Consider the following 22241-nt stretch of genomic DNA (forward strand, 5'->3'; position numbering starts at 1 on the left):
GCTGATTTGCCAACTGTGCTGCGTCGTCTCATCCGGCGGGGAGGAGACCTCTCCCTTCCGAGCACCGGACTCTGTCCACAGGGCCGCGCCCCGAGGCTCCTCTTAAGGCCGCCGCGATCAGCGAGGCGGCCCGTCGATGAGGAGCCGTTCATGTTCCAGAACCCCACCGTGCCGCTCGCCCCGATGACGCCGGACGCGGTGCTCAGCGCCTTCCGCTACCTCCGTGCTGTGGAGGCCGGCGACACCGAAGCGGCTGCCGGGTTCGCCGGCGCCGATCCGCGGATGCCCGTACTGCTCGCGGACGTCGCGGAGCGGATCGTCCTCCCGATCACCGGGCTGTGCGGCATCGACCCGGAGCCGTGTGACGACTCCTTCGCACTGGAGGCCGTCGGACGGGTCCTCGCGGCCACCCTGCGCACCTGGGCGCAGGCCGGGCCGGACGCAGTGGAAGGCGTCGCCCACGCGGTCATCGCCTTCGTAAGGCAGCTCCTCACGATGGAGGACTGCGGGGAGACCGTCGCCGAAGTCCTGCGCCACATGGAAGCCGTCGGCTTCGGCCAGGCCCTCGATGCGCACCCCGCCCCGGCCGGCAGCTCCGTGCGGCCCTGTGCGCGTCCGGGGAGACGTGGCCCGGGGCAGGGGTCTGTAGATCACCTCAGTATCGCATCTCTGTTCGAATCTCTCGTTCCGCTTTCCGGCACGCCTGTTCGAATAAGTTTTCGATACGGTGGGTGTGGGAGGTGTCGCCGTGGACGACGAGCAGAGGGAGGATCCGGTGGGCGCCGGCTCCTCGATCCTGCATCTGCGCTGCCCCGTGGACGTGGACCCGGTGGAGTACCGGCTGCTCCTCGGCCTGGTCGCGGACGTGACTCCGGTGGTGCAGGCTGTCCCGCCGTCGGTCCTGGTCGCGGATGTCTCGGGCAGCATCAGATTCTTCGACCGGGATCCGGCCGACCTGGGGCTGATGATCCGGGCCCGGGCGCTGGCGCTGTACGGACTGCCGGTGGCGATCGGCGTCGGCCCGACGTGGTCGGTGGCCGCGATGGCCTCCCGTGATGCCGCGCGCTGCGGCCTGGTCGCCGTCGGCTCCGCGCCGGACCAGGTGGCCGCGTTCCTGCACCACCGGCCGGTCGGGGAGCTCTACGGCATCGGGCGCGCCCAGGAGCAGCGCCTGGTGCAGTTCGGCGTGCACACGATCGGCCTGCTGGCGCAGCTGCCGGAGGCTACCGTGCAGCGGGTGCTCGGCGGGCGGGCGGGCCGGCAGCTGCGCGAGGTGGCCCGCGGCATCGACCGCAGGGTGGTGGTGCCGACGGAGCTGCCGCACAGCACGGCCGCGCAGCGTCGCTTCGCCCTCGACACCCTGTCCCCCGAGGCGGTCCGTGCCGCGCTGCTCTCACTGGCGGTCGAGCTCGGCGACCGGCTGCGGACCCGGCGGCAGGCGGCCAGGACGATCACGATGACCGTCACCCTGGCCAACCGCTCCCAGGTCCACCGCAGCCGCCAGCTACCCGGCGGCCCGAGCGCGCACACCGAGGACCTCCGCGACACCGCTTACGAGATGTATCAGACACTGGGCTTCCAGAGGGCGCGGGTGCGCGGCATCGCGCTGCGCTGTGAGCAGCTGGTCGACGCCGCCGCCGTCGCCGAGCAGCTCTCCTTCGACCAGGGCCGCGACCGGCGGCTGCGGGCGGAGAAGGCCACCGACCTGCTCAACGCCCGGTTCGGTTCCGGCATGGTGGGGCCGGCAACGAGCTACCGACAGGCTGGCTGATGCCCTGGGAGCAACGCCCATAGCTCGGCCGTGTAGGGGCCCGATGCAGTTCAGCCACCGAGCTCTCCTCTCAGCAGTACATCAGCAATGTTGGATAGTTCAGCAGTCCGACACCCCGGCTCTCTGGGAGATCAGTCCAGCGGTGGCCAGGAACCGGCGAGTAGACGCTCGGCCTCCGCGACGATCGCTCCGGCCAGCTGCTCGCGTGTGCCGCGCCGGATCGCCTCCCAGTCGTTGTACGCATCGACTTTGTCGACCAGCGGCCGAAGCGACTGAGGGCGGACCAGTGCGCCCCAGCCCTCGTACCTGATCAGATCACCGCCGGCCCCGGGAGCCAGACTCCCGTTCACGATCAGTCGGAGCCACCAGCGCACGAGCTCCCAGCGTGCCTTCTCCCAGGGAATATCGGAGTCATCGGCGGGTAGCCCCTCGGTCAGACCCAGCTCGGCCAGTACCTGGTCGAAGAGCACATCGGCCTTCTCATGCTCAGTGCGCGGCAGGCCGGCGAGCAGCGGAAGCGACTCCGTCTCAAGGTCGAGGACCAGTGCCGTGAGCCCTGCCTCGATCAGCTGGTGCGGGTAGTGCTGTCGGCCGATCAGGCGCTCCAGTGCCAGCATCCGCAGGGACTCGACAGCCTCCTGCGCGCTGACGGCGTAGGGGGTGTGCGGGGTGGGCGTGGCGACGTCGGTGCCGGGACCGCCGTGGACGAAGTACGACCAGAAGCCGACGGTCGAGTGTGCGGGAAGGCTGCTCGCCCGGCCGGTGAACTCGTTTCGTATGTAGTCGGCCAGGTCGTTCCCGTAGATGATGATGTCGGTCTGGTGGACGGACAACACGGGGTGGCCGCATTCGCCTGCTGTGCCGGGCAGGTAGCGGTGGCTGTAGACGGGACCAGCTGCGGGACGGCCGCCAACTCGGACCGTGCGATCTGCAGCGCGTCGGATGTCCCCGCCGGCCTCGGACTCCAGGCTGGGTGCCAGAAGCTGTTGTGCTCCACGTCGAAGAGCACTCCCTCGACCGGTTGGGAGAGCCGCTCGGCCAGGCCCTTGGGGTCGCCGTTCCGCCAGTCGGGCCAGCGCGGCGAGCCGTGGGGGAGTCCGGCGGCGAGGAAGACCCTATGGTCCGCCGAGAAGGTGAAGCCGAATCGCGCCTCGACCGCGTCGAGTTCTCGTTCGCTGAGGCCGAGCCCGATCTCGGCTCGGAGCATGTTCTGAAGGTCCCTCGCGGCTTCCAGGGTCAGCGGTCGGGGCGACTGTACGGTCATCCCGGCAGCATAGTGACCAGGGTAACGGCAGGGCATCGCTGACCAGCAGCGATGAAGAGCAGGTAACCGGAGACGGCTTCGATTGCCCCCAGGCCCGTGCTCAGGTACCCGATCCACAGGGGTGCTGAGACGTGCTCAACTACCGCAACGTCCCAGGTCGAAGCCTCATTCCTCTCGGACTCCTACAGCTGATCAGCGTCACGTGCCGTTCGAGCCGCCGCTCGACGTTGGCCAACGCATCCGGTCGCTCTGCGGCCAGGCCCGGCCAGGCGCCTTTCGCCTGGCCAGCTGGCGCGAGTCCCTGGAGTCGTACGTGTCCGACTACCTGCGGGAGGTGGAGATGAAGCCGACGACGACCCCCACGAGGGTGACGATGAGGGCGACGCCGCCGACCGCGACGGTGAGCGGCACGGCCAGGGCGGGATGCGCGATCGTCAGGTAGAGCAGACCCGCTCCGATGACGAGCACGACGAGAACGAGGATGAGGAGGGGCAGGACCGGGGTGGTACCGCTGCCCGAAGGCGGAGGGCAGGAGCAGTTGTTGGTCATGAGGAAAGATTCGCGGCGATCGCCGTCGGATCCTGGCCGACAAAATCGGGCTGTTTCTGATCGGCAGGACTGGCTGGACGCCCACCGGGAGCCTGGGATAGTGCCTGCATGGTGGGAGAGACGAGGTTCGGGAACACCGGGATGACGATCACCGAAACGGGCGTCGTCCTCAGCGACCTCTACGGATGGCCGGGGTGGGTGGTCGAGGTCGACATCGACTGGAGGACCTGGAGTGCCCGGGACGTGCGCGACATCGCACCGCCCCGGACCCGGAGCAATGCCCGGCGGCCGTGCGACGACCCCGAGCTGATCAGGCGGATCCGCGAGGCGGCTGAGGCATGCAGAGAGCTGCCCCGCAGCTCGATCTGGCTGCTGTCGCTCGCCTTCCCTACGCCCCATGGGAAGAAGAGGAACGGCCCGCAGCTGCGTGCCGAGACGATCGCCACGATGTACGGCTACGCGCGCCACCTCGGCCTCTCCCCCAGACGCGCCATCTCGAAGGTCTACGCGCTCCCGATGACCGAGAGCGAGGGAGAGCGCGTGGAGTACTCCCGCACGCTGGAGCGCTGGATCGAGCAGGCGCGCAAGACGGTCAACCCGAGCACGGGCCAGCCGTACCTGCCAGCCTACGAATCCGAATTGCACGCGCCGCAGCAGTGGCCGATCGGCCGCGGCCACCCCCTTGAACCGCGCCGGGCACGACCCGCACTGCCGGAGCCCGGCCGGGAAGGACCGCACGCGGGCCGAACACTGACCCTGCAGGTATCGCGGACCTCACCACCGGAAGAGGCGGCACGCGAAGCCGAAGAGCGCGGGGAGCAACTGATCGGACCCGACCTGATCGTCGAGGGCCGTTGGTCCAACGGCAAAGAACTGCCGCCCCTTCCGCCTCTGAAGGCGGTCAAACCAGGCGCGGTAGTTCACCGGGTGCAGTCCCTGGTCAAGGAACTCGAAGGGCGCTGCCCCGGCGCCAAGGTCACGGCGAAAGTCTCCAGGCAGGCGATGGGCAGCCCAGCACCGGCCGAGTGAACTGCCATCCCCGATCCTCGCTGCCACCACCGCCACGGCGGCGCTGTCGTGCAAGGCCAGCGGTCACCTGGACTTTCCCCTACGCCATGTGGCCGAGGACGGCTTCCACCTTGGGCAGAGGCCGTGAGCTTGGCGAGTAGCAGGTCCGCAGGAACCAGCGCCGCGTCGAACGTCTCCCGCGCCTACGCACCGCTCAGTCGTCGTAGGACGGTTCGACTTCACCGTCAGGGCAGCACTCGTCAGTCTCGTCGACCTCGTCGTTGCACGAGTTGCAGAACCAGTAGACGGGCGCGCGCTCTTCCTCGTCCATGTCCTCTCTCACTCCTCGCCGCTGGTGTTCTCGTCCATGTTCGCCTTCGGGCGCCTGGTGCCGCGGCGCTGATCACGCAGGGCGGCGAGCAGCTCTTCAGGGGCGGGCCGGAGGCCGGTCCCCAGGTAGCGGATGCCTTCTCCCTCAGGTGCCGTGTCGGTGCTCTTGCCGATCGGGTGACGCCGGCTGATCGCGGTCCGCCATCCGAAGCGCGAGTCCCACACCACGGCTGGCGCCGGCTGGTCGGTGTCGAGCAGCACGGCGGCCGCGAGGTGCTCTCCTTCGAGCTGGCGCATCTCTACCTGGGCCTGCTGGGCAATGCCGGCCGCGGCCAGGAAGTCGGCGGTGTGCTGCAGGTAGGGATGGGCGCTGCGGGCGCGCAGCTCCCGCTCGGCGACCGTGATGGCGACGCGGTGGGTGATGGCGGGGTAGCCCAGCTGAAGAGCAGCGTCCTTCAGGTCGAGGTCGGGCTGCTCCTCGACGAGATCGGCGATGCGCCGGCCGCGCAGGGTGGCCAGGCCGGACTGTGCGGTGGGGAACTTGGTGATGCCGAGGGTGTCGGAGACGGTCTCGACGGTGACGGCGGGGTCGGCGTCCAGGAGCTCGGCGATCCGCGGCAGGATCTCGTCGCGGGGGATCATGTCGCCGCTGCCCTCGCGGCGGCCTCCGCCGGCGCCGCGGCCGGGCCGGCTGTTCTTGTAGGCAAGGACCAAGCGGCGGGGCCAGTGCTCGGTGCCCTTGGGGCCTTCGGGCACGAGGACGACGCCGGCGGCCAGGTCCGGGTCGTTCTTGTACCCGTTCCAGGTCACGGGGGCGATGTTGAGCAGTTCGGCGGCCTCGTGGCGGTCCAGGAGGTCCTCGTCGTCGTCGACCTGAGGCAGCTCGGGGATGGGCTCGCCGGCGTAGTAGGCCTTGGTCTGCTCCGAGTCCCAGAGCTGATTGCGGGCGTCGGGCGAGCTGATCGGCGCCGGGTGGCCTTCTGCGGCGTAGGGCTTCTGGTTTCGGATCGTGGTGAGCTTCTTGCCGAGGGCGTCGGCCAGGTCGGACATGGTCTGGACGTACTGCAGGCGTCCGGCGCGGATCACGTTCTTCTCCTTCATCACGGGGCTGGGCGCGGGGGCGCCCCGCTGGCCGGGGGTGTCAGTCGTTCGTGGGGTCGGGCAGGCAGAACGGGTTGCACGGCTCGCCGGCCTCGGCACCGCACCCGTCGCAGGGGCGGGCGGCCGCCTCGATGAGCGGGTGGAGGTGAGCGAAGGTGCTGCCGGCGCTGGCGTGCGGGGTGAGGTGGCTGGCGGCGATGACGTACAGGGCGTGCGGCGGGTTGCTGGTGGTGCGCACCCGGATGCCGGCGGCGTCGCCCGGGCCGGCGGCAAGGCCGGGACCGCCAGGACGCCGGCGGCGGGGAGGGCGGTGACGCCGGCCTCGGCCAGGAGCTCGCCGAGGCGGGAGAGTTCGGCATCGGCGGCCGCGGCAGTCGCCGGCCAGGCAGGTGCGGGGCCCGCGGTCTGCGTCGGGCTGCTGGCGGGGTAGGTGAGGGAGAAGGACATGGGGCCTCCAGGGTGTTGGTGTGTGTTCGGCGCCGCGGGCTGCCACCACCCGCAAGCAAGAAAACATTACCTAGCTTACATCACCGTTGGCGAGTGGAGTGGGCCCGCAACGCCGCGGCGTACGGATACACTCGGAGGCGAGATACGCCTCTCGGGTCTCCCGCGGGTGTGTGTTTTCGGTTGGCCGGCGCCCTTGCCACCCGCCTCGGCGGAAGTGGGCGCCGGCCGCTTTCGTTTCCGCCGGCCGCAGGGTGCCCCTCGCACCGGGTGGTCTCCGCATCCTCTTCGCCTTCCGGGTTCCGGTCGTGTACTCCTGCGCTAGCCTCGTTGCAGCATCTACGACTTGGAGGCCGCGATGCGGATCGTCTTCGCCCCGGCCGAGCAGGAGGCCCTGCGGGCCGATGCGCGGGAGATGGCGGACGGCGACCCGCAGATCGCCTACGTCCTGGAACGTCTGGCCGGCGAGGGCATCGACCTGGACCGCGTCACCTCCTGGGAGGACCTGCGCGAAAACCTCTGGCAGCCCCCGCTCGACGACGCCGCTCCCACCTCGCACGTCGCCTGATGGGCCGCCACACACCCAAGCGCGCCCGCATCGTCTTCTATGACGTGGCGCAGGACCAGGTCGAGAGGATGACGGAGGCCGAACGTCTGCGGCTCGACCCCGCCCTGGTGGCTGTCTCCAGGAATCCCGAGATCGGCGTGCTGTCGAAGAACGGTTCGATCCGCGAGCACCGCCAGGACGGCGTACGGATCGTGTACGTGCCAACCGCCTTGGGCACGCTGGTCCTGGTCGCGTACGTCGAAGCGAATTGACCGCGCCGCCCCCAGGCTGTGCGGGCTTCTCGACGAGCCCGGATCCATGGCCTATCCGCCGTCTCGGTGTCCCGGGATTCGCGGCGCCGACTCTCCCTGCGCGGGGCCACCCTCCGGCGGTCACGAAGGGCCCCGCGCGACGCGCGGGGCCCGGTGCTCGTGACTCAGTCCTTGTCGGGCCGCCCGGGCACAACCAGGAACTCAGCGGGGTCGGAGAGCCCGTCGTTGTATTCGGCGACGATGAGCTTCGCGAGCGGGGCGGAACGGGACGAGGAACCGCCGCCGCCGACCGTGTTCGCGATGGACGATTCCTTCCACTGCGCCACCGTCTTCACCTTGCGCTTGGAGCGGCCGGCGAGTTTCGAGCTAAGGCGGTCGAGCCGGGCGTCGGGGTTGCGGTCGAGGACCATCCCCACGGCGCGCAACATGATCCCCTCCCACGTCGAAGTGTTGCGGCCCCACGCATCTTCGACGACCCTCAGCACCTTGGGGATCAGCGGGGTGCGCCCCTCGGGGAGGATGAGAGGGTAGACGCTCCCGCCCTCGTGGCGTTTGGCGTGCTTCTCGTCCATCACGGCAATGGCGGTGAGCGCCTGTACCGCGCCGATCTTGTTGGCCGAGGTGCTGCCGGAGATGCCGAGGCCGAGGCTCTCGACCTCGTTCAGGATCCGGGTGTTGCGAGGGTCGCCGGCGGTGATCGAGACGCGGAAGATGTCGAACGGCTTTACTGCCTTGCGGTCGCGGTTCGCCGCGAGGAACAGTTTCGCCTCCTGCTCAGCGGTGAGTCCCTCGTAGACCATGCAGTCCCTGAGGAAGTCCGCCCCCTCCTTCTCGATGGCCACCTCTGTGGAGTGCTGGCCGTCGAGGAGGTAGTACCGGCCGTCGTCCCGCAAGGAGACAATCGCCGGAAGCAGTGCGAAGGGGTCCCACATCTTCGTGAGCCGGGCCGTCCAGACCGCGTCCTTCTTGCGCTGCGCGGCGGGACCGGCGTCCTCTCCGGTGGAGGTGCCGTACAGGGCGGCAGAGTCGAGGTCCTGATCGACGTGCAGGTCCCCGACGCGGATGGCCGCGTAGGTCTTCTGGACGGTCCGGGTCGTTCTGGCCTGCGTCGGGACGGCGGCCTTCTTGCGTGCAACTACCATAAATCCCCCCGGGATTGAGCGTAGGTGACACCCAGTCAACCATAGAAATTCCTCGCGTGTGGGAATTTCTCGCGCCCGCCACCGCAGGTGGGTCAGCGTTCGACGACGGGCTTGTCGAGGTCTCGGTGGACGAGGCTGACGTCCAGGTGCCGGTCGGCGTACGGCTGGGCGAGGCCCGCGATGCCGAGCTCGGCGGCGGTGTCCGTGTCGCCGGTGAGGGCGGCCTGGAGGGCGAGGGCGACCGTTCCGGCGCTTTTCCGGACTATTGATCCGAAACGCTTTGAGTTCAGGCTCGTTGATGGTGTGTGAGTGATCTGGTGGGGGATGCGCGGGCCTGGTCGCCGGACGCGCAGGAGGCTGTGCGGTTGCTGGCGGTGTCAGCGCTGGTGGAGGGCCGGGACCGGATTGAGGTTGCCGCCCTGTTCAAGGTGTCGGTCAAGGCCGTGGACAACTGGTGGGTGAAGTGGCAGGCCGGCGGGCGGGACGCACTGCTGTCCCGCCCGCGAGGCCGCCGCGTGGGTGAGCATCAGGTCCTGTCCGAGGCCGAACAGGCCGCGGTCCGGCAGGCCGTCCTCGATCACGTTCCCTCCGACCTGGGACTTTCGGGTCAGCTGTGGACGCGGGGGCAGATAGGCGAGCTGGTCTTCAAGCTGTACCGGGTCCGCTTCACCGAGCCCGGGGTGGGCAAGTACCTCAAGCGTTGGGGGCTGAGCTTCCAGCGTCCGGACAAGCGGGCGGTCGAGCAGGACGCGGAAGCGATCCGCGTCTGGCACGAGGAGACCTGGCCTGCGATCCGGGCCAAGGCGAAGGCGGAGAACGCTGAGGTTCTCTTCGGCGACCAGGTCGGGGTCCGCTCGGACCAGGTCACCGGCCGTACCTGGGGCGCCAAAGGCGCGACTCCCATCGTCCGCCGCACCGGGAACCGGTTCTCCGTGAACGCGATGTCCGCGATCAGTACCCGTGGCCGGATGCACTTCATGGTCTTCACCGAGTCGTTCGACGCGAAGGTCATGTGCCGTTTCCTCGCCCGGATCGTCGGGCACTTCGACCGGAAGGTCCACCTGGTCGTCGACCGGCACTCGGCCCACCGCTCGAAGGCCGTCCGGGCCTGGCTCAACGACCACGGCGACGAGATCGAGCTGCACTTCCTGCCCTCGTACTCACCCGAGCTGAACCCGGACGAGCTGGTCAACGCCGACCTCAAACGCAGCCTGCCCCACACCCACCGGGCCAGGAACCAGGCCGAACTCGCCGCCGAATCCCGCAGGTTCTTCCACAGACGACAGCGTCAACCACACATCGTCCGCGGCTACTTCGGCGGCCCACACGTCCGCTACGTCCTGAACGAGAACCCTTTGAGTTTCTGATCAATAAGGCACCGCTTCCCTTGGTGGGTAGGTGGCGGACATCATGGTCATCGACGAGAGCCCATGCCCGAGAGGACGAGTGCGGTAGGTGTCTGGAGACGCACGGACGGTCTTGACGGACCAGTGGCAGAAGCATTGGCCTGACTGCCCGCCGGTTGGTTACAAGCTCCGCGACCCGTACCGCAATGTCTGGGTACGCTTCCACAGCCTGCCGGAGTCAAAGCGATACGCAGAGAACGAGAGCGAGTACGACGTCGTCCTGGGGCGGTACAACACGGTCCTCGATGAGTTGTTCGCTGGTGGGGATGTGTACGTGATCACGCCGGTCTGGACGACCGAAGCCGACGTTCCACCGCTGCAGCCTGACGCTGCCTACTGGCAGAGCCTGCTGGTGGAGGACGATCCTGACCCGGAGTTCCGCACGTACTGCCATCTCTTCGCCGCCCGCCGGCCCTGGCGACATGGCTGCCTCGACGCGTTGCTCCGTGACGTTGCGGACGACAAGGTGGCGGGAATCCTTGTCACCGACATTCAGATACGGCGTATCCACCACCCTTACGACGGGGGCGCTGACGTCTTCCTCGCCACGTCTGAGGAACGGGATCTGACGCGCGAGCGGCATGCCCACTGGCTTTCCAGTAGCCCGTCGGGGCTTTGACGGGCCAGGATCACCACCCTGCCCATTTCTTGCAGGGATGACTTCCTGAACTCCGGGGAGAACCGTCGAGGCCGAGGATGTCGCGGGCGGCAGCCGGAGCGCGAAGCCGCTCGCGAATGTCCTCGATGCGGTCAGTGGCCGGCGGGACCGGTGTGCCGTCCGGGCTCGCGGGGATCGGACTCTTCTGTTTCTGACGGGACTGTTGGGTCGGTGATGAGCGGCATGCCGAGGTCGACCAGTTGAGGGCGTCCGCCGATGAGGGTGTTCTTGAGGCTGTTGAGCTTGGTCATCGCGGCGTCGAAGCTGACCTGAAGTCCCTCGACCTCGCCGAGCCAGCCGTTGGCGCGGGCATCCCGGATGCGTTCGCGGAGGTTCTGGATGATCTCGATGAGACGGGGCCTCTGACGGGGGTCCATCTGCAGGACAGGGCAGCGGATGCAAGCGTCCGCTGCTCCCTCCTACGCCCCGACCCCGCACAGCGCAGCAGGCTGGCGGAGATCCACGACAGCCTCCTGGATCAGAGTGCCGAGGCCGAGCGGCAAGCTGGCTCGGCGAGATCGAAGGCAGCCTCGCCGGTAAGAGATGGCCCCGCTGCGGTTATCCGAAGTGATGGCCGTCACTGGGCACGTTCTGAGATTCTTTGACAGAACGGGGCCGACCCGGGCCCGAAGGATGAAGCACCCGCTTCTATTCCTCCAAGGAGCCCCGTGTATCCCAACCTGCACTTGTCCCGAACCTTCTTTCCGATCTCCTGGTCCCGCGTCGCCATAGAGGACCCGCGGTTCGATCGGGCGTTCCTGGTCCTGGACATCAGAAGCACTCCCATCACCTACGGGCGGCTCTACCCCCGGGTACGTCGCGGCTACCACTGGGACCTGCCGGCGTTCTATCCGATGAGCCGCCGCCAGTGGCCCACTCAGGTGGCGCAAGACCTTCCCGAACAGACAGTGCTCACCGGCTGTTTGGACGAGGAGGAGTTGATCCGCCGCGTCAGGCAACGGCAAGCCCACAGGTACCCCGCACACAGCTTGGCGTTCGCGGTCGGCCAGGTGCTTGTGTACGTCCGGCACCTCGCCCGCTCCTCCCCGGATCGCGAGGTGCGCGAACAGGCTCAGCGCATGGTGGCTGCCGCTCTCGCAGCCCGGCAGGCCATTCTGGAGAGCGAGACGGTCGACGGCTGGAAGCCTGCGGTGGCGGACTTCGCCAGCACCTTTCTCGGTCTCTCCCGGCCGAACGCCGAGTGGCTGGAGGCTATGTCGACAGCCCTGCTTGGCAACTGGTTCAGCTCTCCAGGCACGACCACCCCCGAGGCGATCGGCACTCTCGACGAGCTGCGTCGCGAGGCGCAAGTCGTACACCGACAGCTCATGCCCCTATGGGAACGGAAGACCGGGCCAGGCCGCGTGTGGGCGCTCGACTACCTCCTGCCCTCCGGCGGCTCCGTCCATGAGGTCATCGACAACTCGTACCGGATCGAAGACGAGGTGCTGCCTTGGGAACCGGAACGAAAGGATGCCCTCTCGGTATTCGGCCGACTCAAGGCGGACGAACAGCACGTCGCTCGCGCCTACGCGCTCGGCGGAGGAACGTGGGAGGAGGCTGCTACCGAGGCCTGTCAGCCACGGATGACCGGGCAGCGGGTGATGCGTAAGCTCCGCCGCCTGGGCAATCAGCGGCTCGCCACCAGCCGCCTCGGTTGTGGTGCGGCGGTCACCGGATGAACACCGCCACGTCCCTCCTGCATGCCGCAATCCCCGAATTCCTCGGCAGCCTCGCCGCCTCCGCCGTTCTCGCCATCAGCCTCTGGTCGTGCCGGCGCGGCCGTGAAGCCCTCGCGCGAAAGCGCGCCACCGCAAGTACCAACACCGTGCCGTGATTCGAGCAACGCCCGGCGGGCGGTCAGGGCCCGCACCGCCCTGCCTTGCGCAGCGCCTGCCGGCCGTTCAGCAGCTTGGCCGTTGTCCTCCGAGCGCCAGTGCCCACCAGGGGGAACTGGCTCAGGGAAGTGACCAGGCCAAAGCTGATCGCGCCGCTCCAGACCGGCCGCATCGCAACCTCCAGGCTCAACCCCCTCCCTCCAGGCTCGCACCCCCGGGCAGACGCGGCACCGAGGTACACCCAGACGGCAGCAGCCGCCCGAGACGGCCGTCCCGATGGGCGGCAGGTGCTTGATGTCCATGATCGGGAGCCTGGGGCACAAGACGTCCCGCTGGCAGGCAGGGTGATCGCATCCGTGCGCCGGTGCCGTTGGTCAGAGGTCCAGGAGTCCGAGGCGGAGTCGGCCCGGCAGATTTCGCATGCACGTGCCTGGGTGTTCTGCAGAGTCTCCAGGGCCTGGCGGCGAGTGGCAGGCTTCGAGCGGCCGGAGGCCATACGGCAGTCGCCGGTGTGCACGAGTTCGGGCCGGTGCTGGGCGCTGATGCCGTACTGGATGACCCATTCCACGACCGGTGCCTGGCGTCGGGCGGCGTCTGGGCGGACGCGCTTAGCCTGCTCGAGCACGGCGATCCGCTCGCGGGTCTTCGCGAGGAGCACGGACAAGACCGTTTCCACTGTCCGTAGCCGGTCCAGGTCAGGCGGGAGCCAGGCCGGCTCACCACTGACATCCATGGCTACTCCCCGAGGTCGGCAGGGAGCCGCTTGAGGGCCATCCGGGCCTCCACGACCTGACCGCGCTCCACTGTCGACCTGAGGTTCCCCCGTTGTGCGGGAGCGGTTGACTAGCGCCAGTTCATGGCTCACGAGCGCAAGGGCTTCCTTCGCTGAGCCGCATCCCGGCCTGCTGGTAGGACCAAGTCAAGCTGGCGGCCACCGCCTGGTTGCGGTCCGTGGTGTACCAGAAGTCCGGCAGCGTGGCCCGCAGGAAGCTCCCGTACCGGCCCGTGGACAACCGGGGGTCCAGGACCGCGACGACGCCCCGGTCGCCGGAAGCCCGTACGAGCCGGCTGGCACCCTGGGCCATCAGCAGCGCCGCGTGCGTGGCCGCGACAGCCATGAAGCCGTTGCCGCCGTGCTCCTCTACCGACTTCTGCCGGGCGCTCATCAGCGGATCGTCCGGGCGCGGGAACGGGATGCGGTCCATGATCACGAGCTGGCAGCTGGGACCGGGCACGTCCACGCCCTGCCAGAGCGACAGCGCCCCGAACAGACAGGTCTTCGGTTCTGCCGCGAACGCCTTGATCAGCTCTCCCAGCGTCCCCTCGCCCTGGAGGGGGATCGGGTTGTCGAGCCTGCCGCGCAGTTCCTCGGCCGCGTCCTGAGCACCCGACATGGATGAGCACAGACCGAGCGTGCGGCTAAGGATGCTCTGCTTGGGTAGTCGAATGGCGAGCCGGGATCTTTCACGTGGCGAGGTTGGCGTAGCCGATGCCGAGCTGGCGGAAGGCTCGGGTGTTCTCGCCGATCTTCTGCGTCGGGAAGTCCGCGAAGCAGATGGAGATGTCCATCGCGGTGATGACGAGCTCGACGACCTTGGCGAAGCGCGTGGCATAGAAGGACTTGTTGCCTACCCCGTTGTCGTTCAGGAAGAGAGCCTTGCCGTCGACTTTCTCGATGACCTCGCCGGTCGTGCGGGCGCGCAGGCTGGACTCGGTGCCGTTCTCGACGGCCGTCATGAACACGTCGTTCACGCGGGGGAGCTGTTGGGGTTCTGGCACTGGACCGACGTGATGTCGTCGTCGCCGAGGTCCATCTCGAAGCCCCGTCGGCGCAGGGCGCGGATTTTCTTCCTTCAGGGAGGAACGCATGCGAGAGAAGGCCAGGCCGGTGCCGGAGCCGCTCTTGAAGTCATGCCCTCTTCCTTGTACCTGTCCGTCATCGACTCCATGGAGTCGATGACGGACAGGAAGAAGACAGCGTGCCGACAGCGCCGCCGAAAGATCTGTTGGTGACGATGTTGACCGCGTTGACCGGTCTAGCAGTCGGGGAGCTCGCCGTTGCGATACTCGAAGTCCACCGAGCCGAGCGGTCGTGCCAGTGGGTCATGACGACGTCACGGCGCTCCCAGCTCACCTCGTCGTACGGGTCCGTCCAGGGGGAGGTAGGGGATGCCGACCATGGAGGAGTCCACCGTGCCGAGGGCGGTTGTAGCTACCGGCTCTCCAGGAACACGGCTGGTGAAGCTGCTGCTGGAACCCGGGCCGTGGATGCCAGCCACTCCCCGCGGAAGTCGTCAGGCTGTGTGGATGGAGCAGTCACCCGCCCGCTGAAGAGGGATACTCCCGTTGCCCCTTGGCTGCAGAGGCAACGTCCATGCCGCCCGGATACCGTCCAGCAGCGTCCGCGCGCTGTACGGGGAGATCCCCAGTTCCTGCCGGGCGTCGGCCAGCCGCTGAAGGTCGCCCTCGCGGCCGAACGCTGCAGCCAGAGCGGTACGCCGGTCTAGACCGCTGCTGCTGAAGATGTCGAGCAAGGTCAGCGAGAAGTACGCGTACGCAGAGGCCTCGTCGATGAGCTGGCGCGTGGTGTCGACGAGCTCAAAGCCGGTCGGCGCACCAGGGCGCTCAGCCGACCCGTAGAACGCGAACCGCTCCAGGCTCGGCTGCAAACTGAGCGCAGCGCACGGGCAGGGGAGCTGAAGGTCGCGGACGAGGGCACCGAACGACCCGAGGATGGGGCTCGTGTGCGGGGAGAACTGGTGCTTGCTCAGCAGGGTCCGAAAGCCGGCCAGTGTTTCGGAGAGCTCTTCCAGGATGAGGTGGCGGGAGATCTCGGTCAGCTCGTTGGACTGGGACTTGTCCTGCATCTCCATGATCTGCAGTCCGTAGCGCAGAAGGTCGCGTAGCCCGCCGCCCGACAATGCGTGGGCCAGCGCTGTGTACGGGCCGGTCAACGTCTCCGACCGGGCGGAGAGAATCTGCTGGGACTCGGTCAGGGTGCTGGGCTGCACGTGAAGGATGTCGTCCAGGGAGCTGTCGGTCACGTCACGGTGCGGCAGACCGCGGCGTACGAAGGTAGCGCCGACGTCCTCCGCGACCGAGATCAGGTAGTAGACATCAGGCACGCCCAGGACTGCCTTGATCTCGCTGAGGAACGCCAGTGCCTTCGTATCGGAGCCCAGCCGGTCCACCTCGTCGATGGCGATCACCACGTACTTGCCCTGGCTGGCCTTCTCCGCAGCGATCAGTCCCAGCAGCCGACGGAAGTCATCGACCAGTTCCGGAAAACTCAGGGGCACCGTCGACAGGGAGGACGTGTGAGCGGTACCCAGAGTCACCAACTGAGCCGCGGCACTGGTGTTGAGGGCGCTGGAGGAGGACTGAACGGTCTGCAGCCGGTACAGGTAGTCCTGGCAGCGTGCAACGAGAACGGACTCTGCCGGGCGAGGTTTCCACAGGGCGATCTTGAACAGCAGAGCTGCAACCACCAAGCCTGCCAGCCGCAAGGGATTCTCGGAGTCCGCCAGCAGCGCGTGGACCTGCTCGTTGCGCAGGAGAAGAAGGACAATCAAGCCGCTGACGAGGTACGTGACAGGGCGGAAGACGCCTCGGGCCGAGATGTCCCAGGCGCCCCAAGTGAACTCCACCTCCGACTCCTGAGCAGCGCGACAGACTGTCAGAACCAGCACGGCGAAGCCCAGGCTGAGAAGGGTCGACAACTCGACCTGGCGAAGTACCTGACGGATCTGCTCATCGGTGACCAGGTCGCGGACACACGCCGCGACCAGCAGGAAACCCACCACACCGCCTAAGACCAGCGGAGCCCGGAGCAGCACATGCACCACCCCGGCCCGGCGCCGGGCCCGCCACCACACGAGACCTGCGACAGCCACCAGCACACTGGTGAAGACTGAATGCCCCTGCCAGATCTGCTCCCCGCCACGACTCACACGGTCGGCAACCACGCTCACCAGATGAGCCCCCGCACCGGCATTCTGCGAGTACACGGACCGCACCGACGCCGCTGAACCCGCCACCACTAGCGCGGCGGCCGGCAGAGCGAAGACACCCCACCGCCCCACACGCCTCACGCCGGCCTTGATCCGCCGTCCCAGCCGGTCGAGAGGCGAAAGCCGAGTGAACTCCGGAACTACCTTGCCACTGTCGCGGATATAGGTCTGGCACAAGCGCACCGTGAGCGACACCAGGAAGTCGTGAGGCGTGTACGACGCAGGCGCCTGAGCAAGCACCCCGAAATCCGCCTGCCGGACCGCCGCCTCCAACAGAGTCGTCTTTCCCGACCCCCGCGGACCACAGACGGCGATGGTCCCACCCTCGATCTGCTGCACCTTGCGCTTCAGCTGCAGCCACGCAGCGTTCTCCACCAGGTAATGCGCAGCCCGAGGCGTTCGCAGACCATCCTCATGATCGCCACGGACAAGAAGGGAGTCAGGGTCCTCCCCCAGCATCTCCCGGACCACTGCATCAACCGAAGGCCCCGTCCCCTCCCTCTGCAGCGTCTCGGCCCACTCCATGGCGGAGACCCCCGCGCTGATCCGACAAGCGACCCAGCTGAGTTTCCGAACCCCGGCCCGCAAACACTCCAGCAGGTTCACCAACGCGCTGCTGCCCCGCGAGTGCAACCAGGCAAGCACCCCCGCCGCCAGCAGCAGCAAGATCGGCGAAATCCACGGCCCGCCAAACACCAGTAGAGCGACGAGGGCGCCGGCCAACAGCAGGCACACCGGCCGCCAGTCCCACTCCGCTTCGTCCACCGCACGCTCGTAAGCACTCGCGGCCTCAGCTAACTCGGCACAGGCCCTCTCGAAGCGTGCCCGGGTGCGCAAGTCATCAGCACACCGGCCCATGACCTGCCCGCGATACGGCTCAGCGCACATACGCACCAGCACCGCAGAGCGGCTGACCCCCTCGCGCTTCCCCAGAAGCCGAGCAGACTTCGCCGTACTGAGAGAAGAACTCGCGCACCGCAAGTAGACAGATCCCGGGTCCGGCGCAGAGAAGAAATGCTCAGCCTTCGCGTACCAGACCTCCAGCTGCGTCTCCAACGGATCCGCCCTCCCCCGCAGTGACAGAACCAGCGGATGCTACGCCTCGCCCAGCCAGCCCAAGCCGACAAGGCTGGAAACAACCGACAGACGGCACATACCTGGCGAGAACACAGCGCCTTCTCGCCGAGGCCATCTGTGCCGGGGTCATTGTCGGCGGAGCTCCGACGGCCTCCGCGACGTTTTTCGCGCGGATGAGCTCATCCTCGCCGTAGGACTGTCCGCCATAGGCCGTCGAGTGGTGGAGAGCCGCGCTCGAGTCGATGGGCTGAACGAGATCCAGCTGCAGCGTCGTGTGAATGCCCTCGCCCCGCGTCTCCCGAGCCGCCGCTGTGGGGGCCAGGTGGACCTTGGCGCTCAGCCCCCCGCGGGGGAGCGTCCGAGAGCATGATCGGCGGGCTCACCCGATCGAGCTGCCTCTTGTACGTGCCTAGACCGCACCCTGATGGGCCCGGACGACCGTGGAGTTTACTGAAACCGTCCGGTTGATCTCATCGTCAGCGTCTGCTGCTGCCAGGACAGTGGCGAAGGCTATCTCCCCGGTTCCGTCGACGCCCTACCTGACAGCCGTTTGTGAGCGGTCTGGAATGGGCTGCCGTCGGGTGATGAGGTTCCCCCGCTGTGTGGGAGCGGTTGACTAGCTGGCCAGGGCGGGTTGACGTGGTGTCAGGTTCACTTGTTCGGCTGCTGCCTGGTCGGCGTAGTGCTTCTCCTCGTACTCGATCGGGCTGAGGTAGCCGAGCCGTTTCTGGATGCGGCGGGGGTTGTAGAAACCGTCGATGTACTCGAAGAGTGCGAGGTTCGCTTCGGCCCGGGTGGCGAAGACGCGGCCGCGGATGCACTCGGTCTTGATCAGCATCCACAGGTTCTCCGCGAGGGCGTTGTCGAACGAGTCGCCGACCGAGCCCATGGATGCCTGGATCCCTGCCCTGACCAGGCGTGTCGTGAGCTTTACGGAGGTGTATTGACAGCCGTGGTCCGCATGGTGAATGAGCTCGCCGGGGGTGGCTTCGCGGCTGGCCAGGGCGTACTCCAGTGTGGTCAGGACCAGGTCCGCGTCCGCGCGGGCGGAGGTTTCCCAGGCCACCACCCGGCGGGAGAACGCGTCGCGGATCGCGGAGAGCCACAGCGGGCCCTCCAGCGTCGTGATCATGGTCAGGTCGGTGACCCACAGCCGGTTCGGCCCGCTCGCGGTGAAGTCGCGTTGCACCAGGTCAGGGGCCAGATCCGCGTCCGGGTCGCGTCGGGTGAAGCTCTTGCTCCGGCGAGGGCTGATCCCGGCGAGGCCGGCCTGGCGCATGAGCCGTTCGACGCGCTTGCGGCCGACGCGTGTGCCCTCGCGCTTGAGGACGGCGTGCACGCGGGGTGAGCCGTAGATCCCGCCGGACTCGTCGTGGACCTGACGGATCTTGCTGGTCAGCTCGGCGTCCCGACGGTGCCGTTCGCACGGCTCGGTCTCGGCCTGGCGCCAGCGGTAGTAGGTGGTGGAGGGGATGTTCAGTTCCCGGAGTACGGGCTCGACCCCCAGGTGCGGGTGCTCGTCGACGAGCGCCGTCACCTGGGCCGGGTCGGGTCGAGCTGGGCCGCGAAAAAAGCCGAGGCCGTCCGCAGGACCTCGTTCGCCCGCTTGAGCTGGACATTCTCCTTCCGCAGGGCGGCCAGTTCCTCGCGCTCGGCGGTGGTGAGCAGGTCTCCTCGCTCGCCGGCGTCGGCCTCGGCCTGCCGGATCCAGTTACGCAGGGCCTCGTGGTGCACGCCGAGATCCTCGGCCATGCGGCGGATCACGGGCTTCGGCTCGGCGGTCCGATACATCCGTACCGCACGCTCACGCAACTCCAACGGGTACTTCCTCGGTGCGGGCATCGTCTGGGCTCCTCTCGCGAGACCCATCTGACCATCCGTCACTCATCCCCGCATCTCGGGGGAACCTCATGAGCACTTATCGGACGGACGCATCCGATCAACTGACCAACCGATCAAAGAGGCACGCGGCGGTTCCTGGCTTGCCCACGCTCTACTGCGGGCAGGGATCTCTGCTCAGTCACGGCAGAGGGGGACACATGAGCTACTTGCGAGACCAGGCTGAAGATCTGGCCATCAAGGCCAAGTATCGGGATGGAGAGGACGAACAAACCAAGGCGGTCGGTGAGGGGCTCGCCGCCATCGCTTACGCCTTGCTCGACGTAGCCCAGGCTATCCGCGACAGTAGGGAGTAGCAGACCTGTGAGGAGAGCCAAGGCCTGAGAGCTCTCCCCGACCACCACAGCGAGGCCTGTTGTATTGGTCCAGAAGACGACAGGTCTCGCTACACACCCGAAGCCCCCTGCACAGGAGTGTGCTCGGCTGGCTGATCGAGCTGCTGCTGGCGCCGCCGCTGCTCATTGCGCAACGTCTCCACCCGCTGCGTGAACTTCGCCAGCGCCTGGTCCTGCTCGTCCTCACCAAACACGCTGTACTCCCCCACACCCAGCGCGACCGCGTTGGCTTCCTCCTCGATCGCATCCGCTGTCTGCTGCAGGAAGTAACTGCGCTCCCGGTACTTGTAGTAGCCGGTGAACGTGCTCGCGAGCGTGACGCAGAACCCGAGCGCGATGACCATGATCGTCTGCCAGTTCCACTCCTTCGCGTCCAGCGCCGCGACCGTGGTGATCGTCGTCGACCCGACCATGATCAGAGACTGCAGACCGTTGTGGACCCGCCGGTACTTGCGGCTCTCCGCCTGGTAGTTCTCGATGACCTCCGCAAGTTCCTCCCGGTACATCCCCCGCTGCTCCCGCAGAGACACCGGCGTCAGCGCGCCCACCCGCCGCAGAGCCGTCCGGTTCACATCCAGACGATCCTGCAGCTCCGCCATCGGAAGCTTGAACCGATCGCGAACCGGATGGACCAACAGACCGAGAGGGGCTTCCAGCCGGTTGGTCTTCCACAGATGCTGAAACGCAGTAATCAGCAGAAACAGAACCGAGCCGCCTAAGACCACCCATAAGACGGCACGGCCCGCCATCAGCCACTGATGCTGGCCGGAGAACACCGCGGACCACACCACCAGCCCCGGGACAGCCAACACCGCCAACGCCAATGCAGTCCTAACCCGCCGAGTACGCCTCTTCTTCCAGGCAAGATCACGCTCGTCCGCCCAAACCCTGTCCTGCAGCTCCCTGGCCTCATGGCCGGATAAGCCGCCGTACCGCGAATTGGCTGCCAACTCTTCTCCCGCGTCCCATCGGATGATCCCGGGAGTATTACGCGTCAACCGACCACCGCAGACAGGATTCACCCAGGCTGTGACACGCTCCATACAAGTTCCGCCACCACAGCCCGAAGCGGCGACCCGCGGCCCTCGTATCGATCGGGTCAACCTTGTCGGTCCAGCCCGTCCTCCAGGCGCTCCAGATCCTCATCCAAGGCCCGCAGAAGGGAGTGGGAGAGGAGAAGCGACGGTAGGACGAACTCCAGCCTGTAGGAGTCGGGCGATGCTTGGTGGGCTCCGAGATGACGGTTGAAGGTGTCCTGTGTGGCCCCCGGGGCAAAAGCCTTGTTCATGCCCACCAGCACGAGGAAGTGCTTGAACTGCCGCAGCGTCAGGTCCGTCCACGGGTCCGAGTCACTCAGCGCGCCGGCGATGGTGAGGTGGTGCCCCGTTCCCCGATATTCAGCTTGGGGAAACGATCTCCTGATCCAGGCATTGCCATGCCCCTTCATGGCGGTCTCCAGCACATTGCCCGCCAGCGCCTGGGCGCCTTCGTCGGAACCGACCCGCGCCGCTCGGACAGCGGCATGCAGGATGACCGACACACCAGCGAGCCTGGGATGAGTGACGTTCTGCAGACTCGCCTCAATGTCGTCAAGAACTTCGTCGCGGTGTCCAGAGAGGAAAGCCCCACGCTCCTCTCGTGCATTGAGCGAGAGGAGTCCACCGACGATCGAGGCCCGAGGGGCCCATGCCAGGGATAGACCGTCTTGCTCGCACAAGTCCAGGATCCCGAGAAGCTCGTCGGTAGAAAGCCCGCTGAGGTTCGAGGGAAGGAACAACGAGGCCGTGGCCGAGAGCTGGTCCAGCAGCGTACGCGGAAGCGAGATGCTGCTGACCGCATCACGGATCCGTCGATCCCAGTCGTACAGGTCGCGCACCTGGCTCTGGAGGGCCAGGACGGGGCCGGTCATAGCCGGTATCTCCCGCTGTGAGCGCACAACAGCCTGAAGGGCAGGGCCGACAGTGCGGGCGACTGCCCTGCCCGTGGACTCCATCTGCTGGGTGTATGCGAGGAAAGGGCGGAGCATTTCGCTGATGGACTTGACCCAGACCTCAGCCGCGTACATACCCGACAGGTCCGGGCCCTCATTGCTCTCGAGTCCTGCGTCCTCCCCGCAATCCTTGTCGTCGGCTTCATCATCCGGCCTGTGCTCATCGCTCATCCGCCAATGATCCAGACTGCGCCCTCGGAAAGCACCCCCCTTTCACGCTGCGCACCGTTCACCGAGGAGATCTAAAGTGCGGCCCCCTGCCGCACACAGCAAGGAGGTCCACCCCTGAAGGGATGGGCCTCGCCGAACCGCAGCCGGCGACCGTCAGAACAGCGTGTCCTGGTCAGGTTCCTGGCGCGGTAACGGGGCGACGTCTTCGCCGTTCCACTTCGCCTCCAGGTGCTTGCGCCAGCCGGACGGAGGAGGCCACGGCACTCCCCACTCGGCAAGCTGCCTCTTGGTCCAGCCACCGTTTGCGGTCAGCGCGGCGGACACCTCATCAGGCGAGGGCACGTAGCTCGTCATGAACGGATGATTCCCAGCAAGCCCTGACCGCAACAACGGTGCCATCACGCGACCGGACGGACTTCCTTCCCGCTG

The 22241-nt window shown here is 67.4% G+C and carries 23 protein-coding genes and 3 pseudogenes; 10 read left to right on the plus strand and 16 right to left on the minus strand.

Annotation, left to right across the window (positions count from 1 at the left end; translation table 11 throughout):
- Positions 1 to 117: 117 nt before the first annotated feature.
- Positions 118 to 576 (minus strand): hypothetical protein, encoded by a 459-nt coding sequence (locus OG974_RS30185; RefSeq protein WP_331734951.1) that lies wholly within the window; start codon positions 574 to 576, stop codon positions 118 to 120.
- Positions 577 to 748: 172 nt separating this feature from the next.
- Between OG974_RS30185 and OG974_RS30190 the strand changes: the two genes are divergently transcribed.
- Positions 749 to 1771, plus strand: a complete 1023-nt coding sequence (locus OG974_RS30190; RefSeq protein WP_327286063.1) for a hypothetical protein — start codon at positions 749 to 751, stop codon at positions 1769 to 1771.
- Positions 1772 to 2475: 704 nt separating this feature from the next.
- Here OG974_RS30190 and OG974_RS30195 read toward each other — a convergent pair.
- Both OG974_RS30195 and OG974_RS30200 read right to left on the minus strand, forming a co-directional pair.
- Positions 2476 to 3035, minus strand: a pseudogene (locus tag OG974_RS30195) (hypothetical protein); the annotation flags it as partial.
- A gap of 321 nt (positions 3036 to 3356) precedes the next feature.
- Complete coding sequence (locus OG974_RS30200) at positions 3357 to 3584, minus strand: hypothetical protein (RefSeq protein WP_327286065.1); 228 nt, start codon at positions 3582 to 3584, stop codon at positions 3357 to 3359.
- A 141-nt stretch (positions 3585 to 3725) separates the two neighbouring features.
- On the opposite strand from OG974_RS30200, the gene OG974_RS30205 reads away from it, so the two are divergent.
- Complete coding sequence (locus OG974_RS30205; protein WP_327286066.1) at positions 3726 to 4613, plus strand: hypothetical protein; 888 nt, start codon at positions 3726 to 3728, stop codon at positions 4611 to 4613.
- A gap of 318 nt (positions 4614 to 4931) precedes the next feature.
- On the opposite strand, the gene OG974_RS30210 is transcribed toward OG974_RS30205, so the two are convergent.
- Together OG974_RS30210 and OG974_RS30215 are read right to left on the minus strand one after the other, a co-directional pair.
- Positions 4932 to 6008, minus strand: a complete 1077-nt coding sequence (locus tag OG974_RS30210) for a hypothetical protein (RefSeq protein ID WP_327286067.1) — start codon at positions 6006 to 6008, stop codon at positions 4932 to 4934.
- Between the two features lie 55 nt (positions 6009 to 6063).
- Positions 6064 to 6261 (minus strand): hypothetical protein, encoded by a 198-nt coding sequence (locus tag OG974_RS30215; protein ID WP_327286068.1) that lies wholly within the window; start codon positions 6259 to 6261, stop codon positions 6064 to 6066.
- 552 nt (positions 6262 to 6813) lie between these two features.
- On the opposite strand from OG974_RS30215, the gene OG974_RS30220 reads away from it, so the two are divergent.
- Together OG974_RS30220 and OG974_RS30225 are read left to right on the plus strand one after the other, a co-directional pair.
- Positions 6814 to 7035 carry a hypothetical protein gene (locus OG974_RS30220; RefSeq protein ID WP_327286069.1) on the plus strand — a complete coding sequence of 74 codons (222 nt, stop codon included), beginning with the start codon at positions 6814 to 6816 and terminating at the stop codon, positions 7033 to 7035.
- Positions 7035 to 7286, plus strand: a complete 252-nt coding sequence (locus tag OG974_RS30225) for a hypothetical protein (protein ID WP_327286070.1) — start codon at positions 7035 to 7037, stop codon at positions 7284 to 7286. The genes OG974_RS30220 and OG974_RS30225 overlap by 1 nt, the downstream gene beginning before the upstream one ends.
- Positions 7287 to 7450: 164 nt before the next feature.
- Here the strand turns inward: OG974_RS30225 and OG974_RS30230 are convergent, their stop codons facing one another.
- Positions 7451 to 8428, minus strand: coding sequence for a DUF6551 family protein (locus tag OG974_RS30230; RefSeq protein ID WP_327286071.1), 978 nt, complete (start codon positions 8426 to 8428; stop codon positions 7451 to 7453).
- A gap of 56 nt (positions 8429 to 8484) precedes the next feature.
- Between OG974_RS30230 and OG974_RS30235 the strand changes: the two genes are divergently transcribed.
- The 3 genes from OG974_RS30235 to OG974_RS30245 all read left to right on the plus strand — a co-directional run bounded on the left by OG974_RS30235 (position 8485) and on the right by OG974_RS30245 (position 10453).
- Positions 8485 to 8697: a hypothetical protein gene (locus OG974_RS30235; protein ID WP_327286072.1), complete on the plus strand. Its 213-nt coding sequence runs from the start codon at positions 8485 to 8487 to the stop codon at positions 8695 to 8697.
- A gap of 36 nt (positions 8698 to 8733) precedes the next feature.
- Complete coding sequence (locus OG974_RS30240; protein ID WP_327286073.1) at positions 8734 to 9795, plus strand: IS630 family transposase; 1062 nt, start codon at positions 8734 to 8736, stop codon at positions 9793 to 9795.
- A gap of 88 nt (positions 9796 to 9883) precedes the next feature.
- The gene (locus OG974_RS30245; protein WP_327286074.1) at positions 9884 to 10453 is read left to right on the plus strand and encodes a hypothetical protein; all 570 of its coding nucleotides are present in this window, start codon (positions 9884 to 9886) and stop codon (positions 10451 to 10453) included.
- Positions 10454 to 10584: 131 nt separating this feature from the next.
- Here the strand turns inward: OG974_RS30245 and OG974_RS30250 are convergent, their stop codons facing one another.
- Complete coding sequence (locus tag OG974_RS30250) at positions 10585 to 10869, minus strand: hypothetical protein (protein WP_327286075.1); 285 nt, start codon at positions 10867 to 10869, stop codon at positions 10585 to 10587.
- Positions 10870 to 11160: 291 nt separating this feature from the next.
- Between OG974_RS30250 and OG974_RS30255 the strand changes: the two genes are divergently transcribed.
- The gene (locus tag OG974_RS30255; RefSeq protein WP_327286076.1) at positions 11161 to 12174 is read left to right on the plus strand and encodes a hypothetical protein; all 1014 of its coding nucleotides are present in this window, start codon (positions 11161 to 11163) and stop codon (positions 12172 to 12174) included.
- Positions 12171 to 12329 carry a hypothetical protein gene (locus OG974_RS30260; protein ID WP_327286077.1) on the plus strand — a complete coding sequence of 53 codons (159 nt, stop codon included), beginning with the start codon at positions 12171 to 12173 and terminating at the stop codon, positions 12327 to 12329. The genes OG974_RS30255 and OG974_RS30260 overlap by 4 nt, the downstream gene beginning before the upstream one ends.
- 23 nt (positions 12330 to 12352) lie before the next feature.
- Here the strand turns inward: OG974_RS30260 and OG974_RS30265 are convergent, their stop codons facing one another.
- The 6 genes and pseudogenes from OG974_RS30265 to OG974_RS30290 form a co-directional block, all read right to left on the minus strand.
- Positions 12353 to 13063, minus strand: coding sequence for a DUF6233 domain-containing protein (locus tag OG974_RS30265; RefSeq protein ID WP_371646997.1), 711 nt, complete (start codon positions 13061 to 13063; stop codon positions 12353 to 12355).
- A 121-nt stretch (positions 13064 to 13184) separates the two neighbouring features.
- Positions 13185 to 13751, minus strand: a pseudogene (locus tag OG974_RS30270) (ATP-dependent DNA helicase); the annotation flags it as partial.
- A gap of 52 nt (positions 13752 to 13803) precedes the next feature.
- Positions 13804 to 14464, minus strand: a pseudogene (locus OG974_RS30275) (hypothetical protein); the annotation flags it as partial.
- A gap of 160 nt (positions 14465 to 14624) precedes the next feature.
- Entirely contained in the window at positions 14625 to 17105 is a 2481-nt protein-coding gene (locus OG974_RS30280) for a hypothetical protein (protein ID WP_327286078.1), read from the minus strand.
- Positions 17106 to 18033: 928 nt separating this feature from the next.
- A complete protein-coding gene (locus OG974_RS30285) occupies positions 18034 to 18954 on the minus strand; it encodes an IS3 family transposase (protein WP_327286079.1) in 921 nt (306 codons plus the stop codon).
- A complete protein-coding gene (locus OG974_RS30290) occupies positions 18951 to 19259 on the minus strand; it encodes a transposase (protein WP_327280916.1) in 309 nt (102 codons plus the stop codon). The genes OG974_RS30285 and OG974_RS30290 overlap by 4 nt, the downstream gene beginning before the upstream one ends.
- Before the next feature lie 197 nt (positions 19260 to 19456).
- Here OG974_RS30290 and OG974_RS30295 point away from each other — a divergent pair, with 197 nt between their 5' ends.
- Positions 19457 to 19612: a hypothetical protein gene (locus OG974_RS30295; protein ID WP_327286080.1), complete on the plus strand. Its 156-nt coding sequence runs from the start codon at positions 19457 to 19459 to the stop codon at positions 19610 to 19612.
- 89 nt (positions 19613 to 19701) lie between these two features.
- Here OG974_RS30295 and OG974_RS30300 read toward each other — a convergent pair whose 3' ends face one another.
- From OG974_RS30300 to OG974_RS30310, 3 genes are all read right to left on the minus strand, one after another.
- The gene (locus OG974_RS30300; RefSeq protein ID WP_327286081.1) at positions 19702 to 20601 is read right to left on the minus strand and encodes a DUF4231 domain-containing protein; all 900 of its coding nucleotides are present in this window, start codon (positions 20599 to 20601) and stop codon (positions 19702 to 19704) included.
- Between the two features lie 149 nt (positions 20602 to 20750).
- Positions 20751 to 21812 (minus strand): hypothetical protein, encoded by a 1062-nt coding sequence (locus OG974_RS30305; RefSeq protein WP_327286082.1) that lies wholly within the window; start codon positions 21810 to 21812, stop codon positions 20751 to 20753.
- A 153-nt stretch (positions 21813 to 21965) separates the two neighbouring features.
- Positions 21966 to 22166 carry a hypothetical protein gene (locus OG974_RS30310; RefSeq protein ID WP_327286083.1) on the minus strand — a complete coding sequence of 67 codons (201 nt, stop codon included), beginning with the start codon at positions 22164 to 22166 and terminating at the stop codon, positions 21966 to 21968.
- Between the last annotated feature and the right edge of the window lie 75 nt (positions 22167 to 22241).

It is taken from the genome of Streptomyces sp. NBC_00597, assembly GCF_041431095.1.
Taxonomy (GTDB): domain Bacteria; phylum Actinomycetota; class Actinomycetes; order Streptomycetales; family Streptomycetaceae; genus Streptomyces.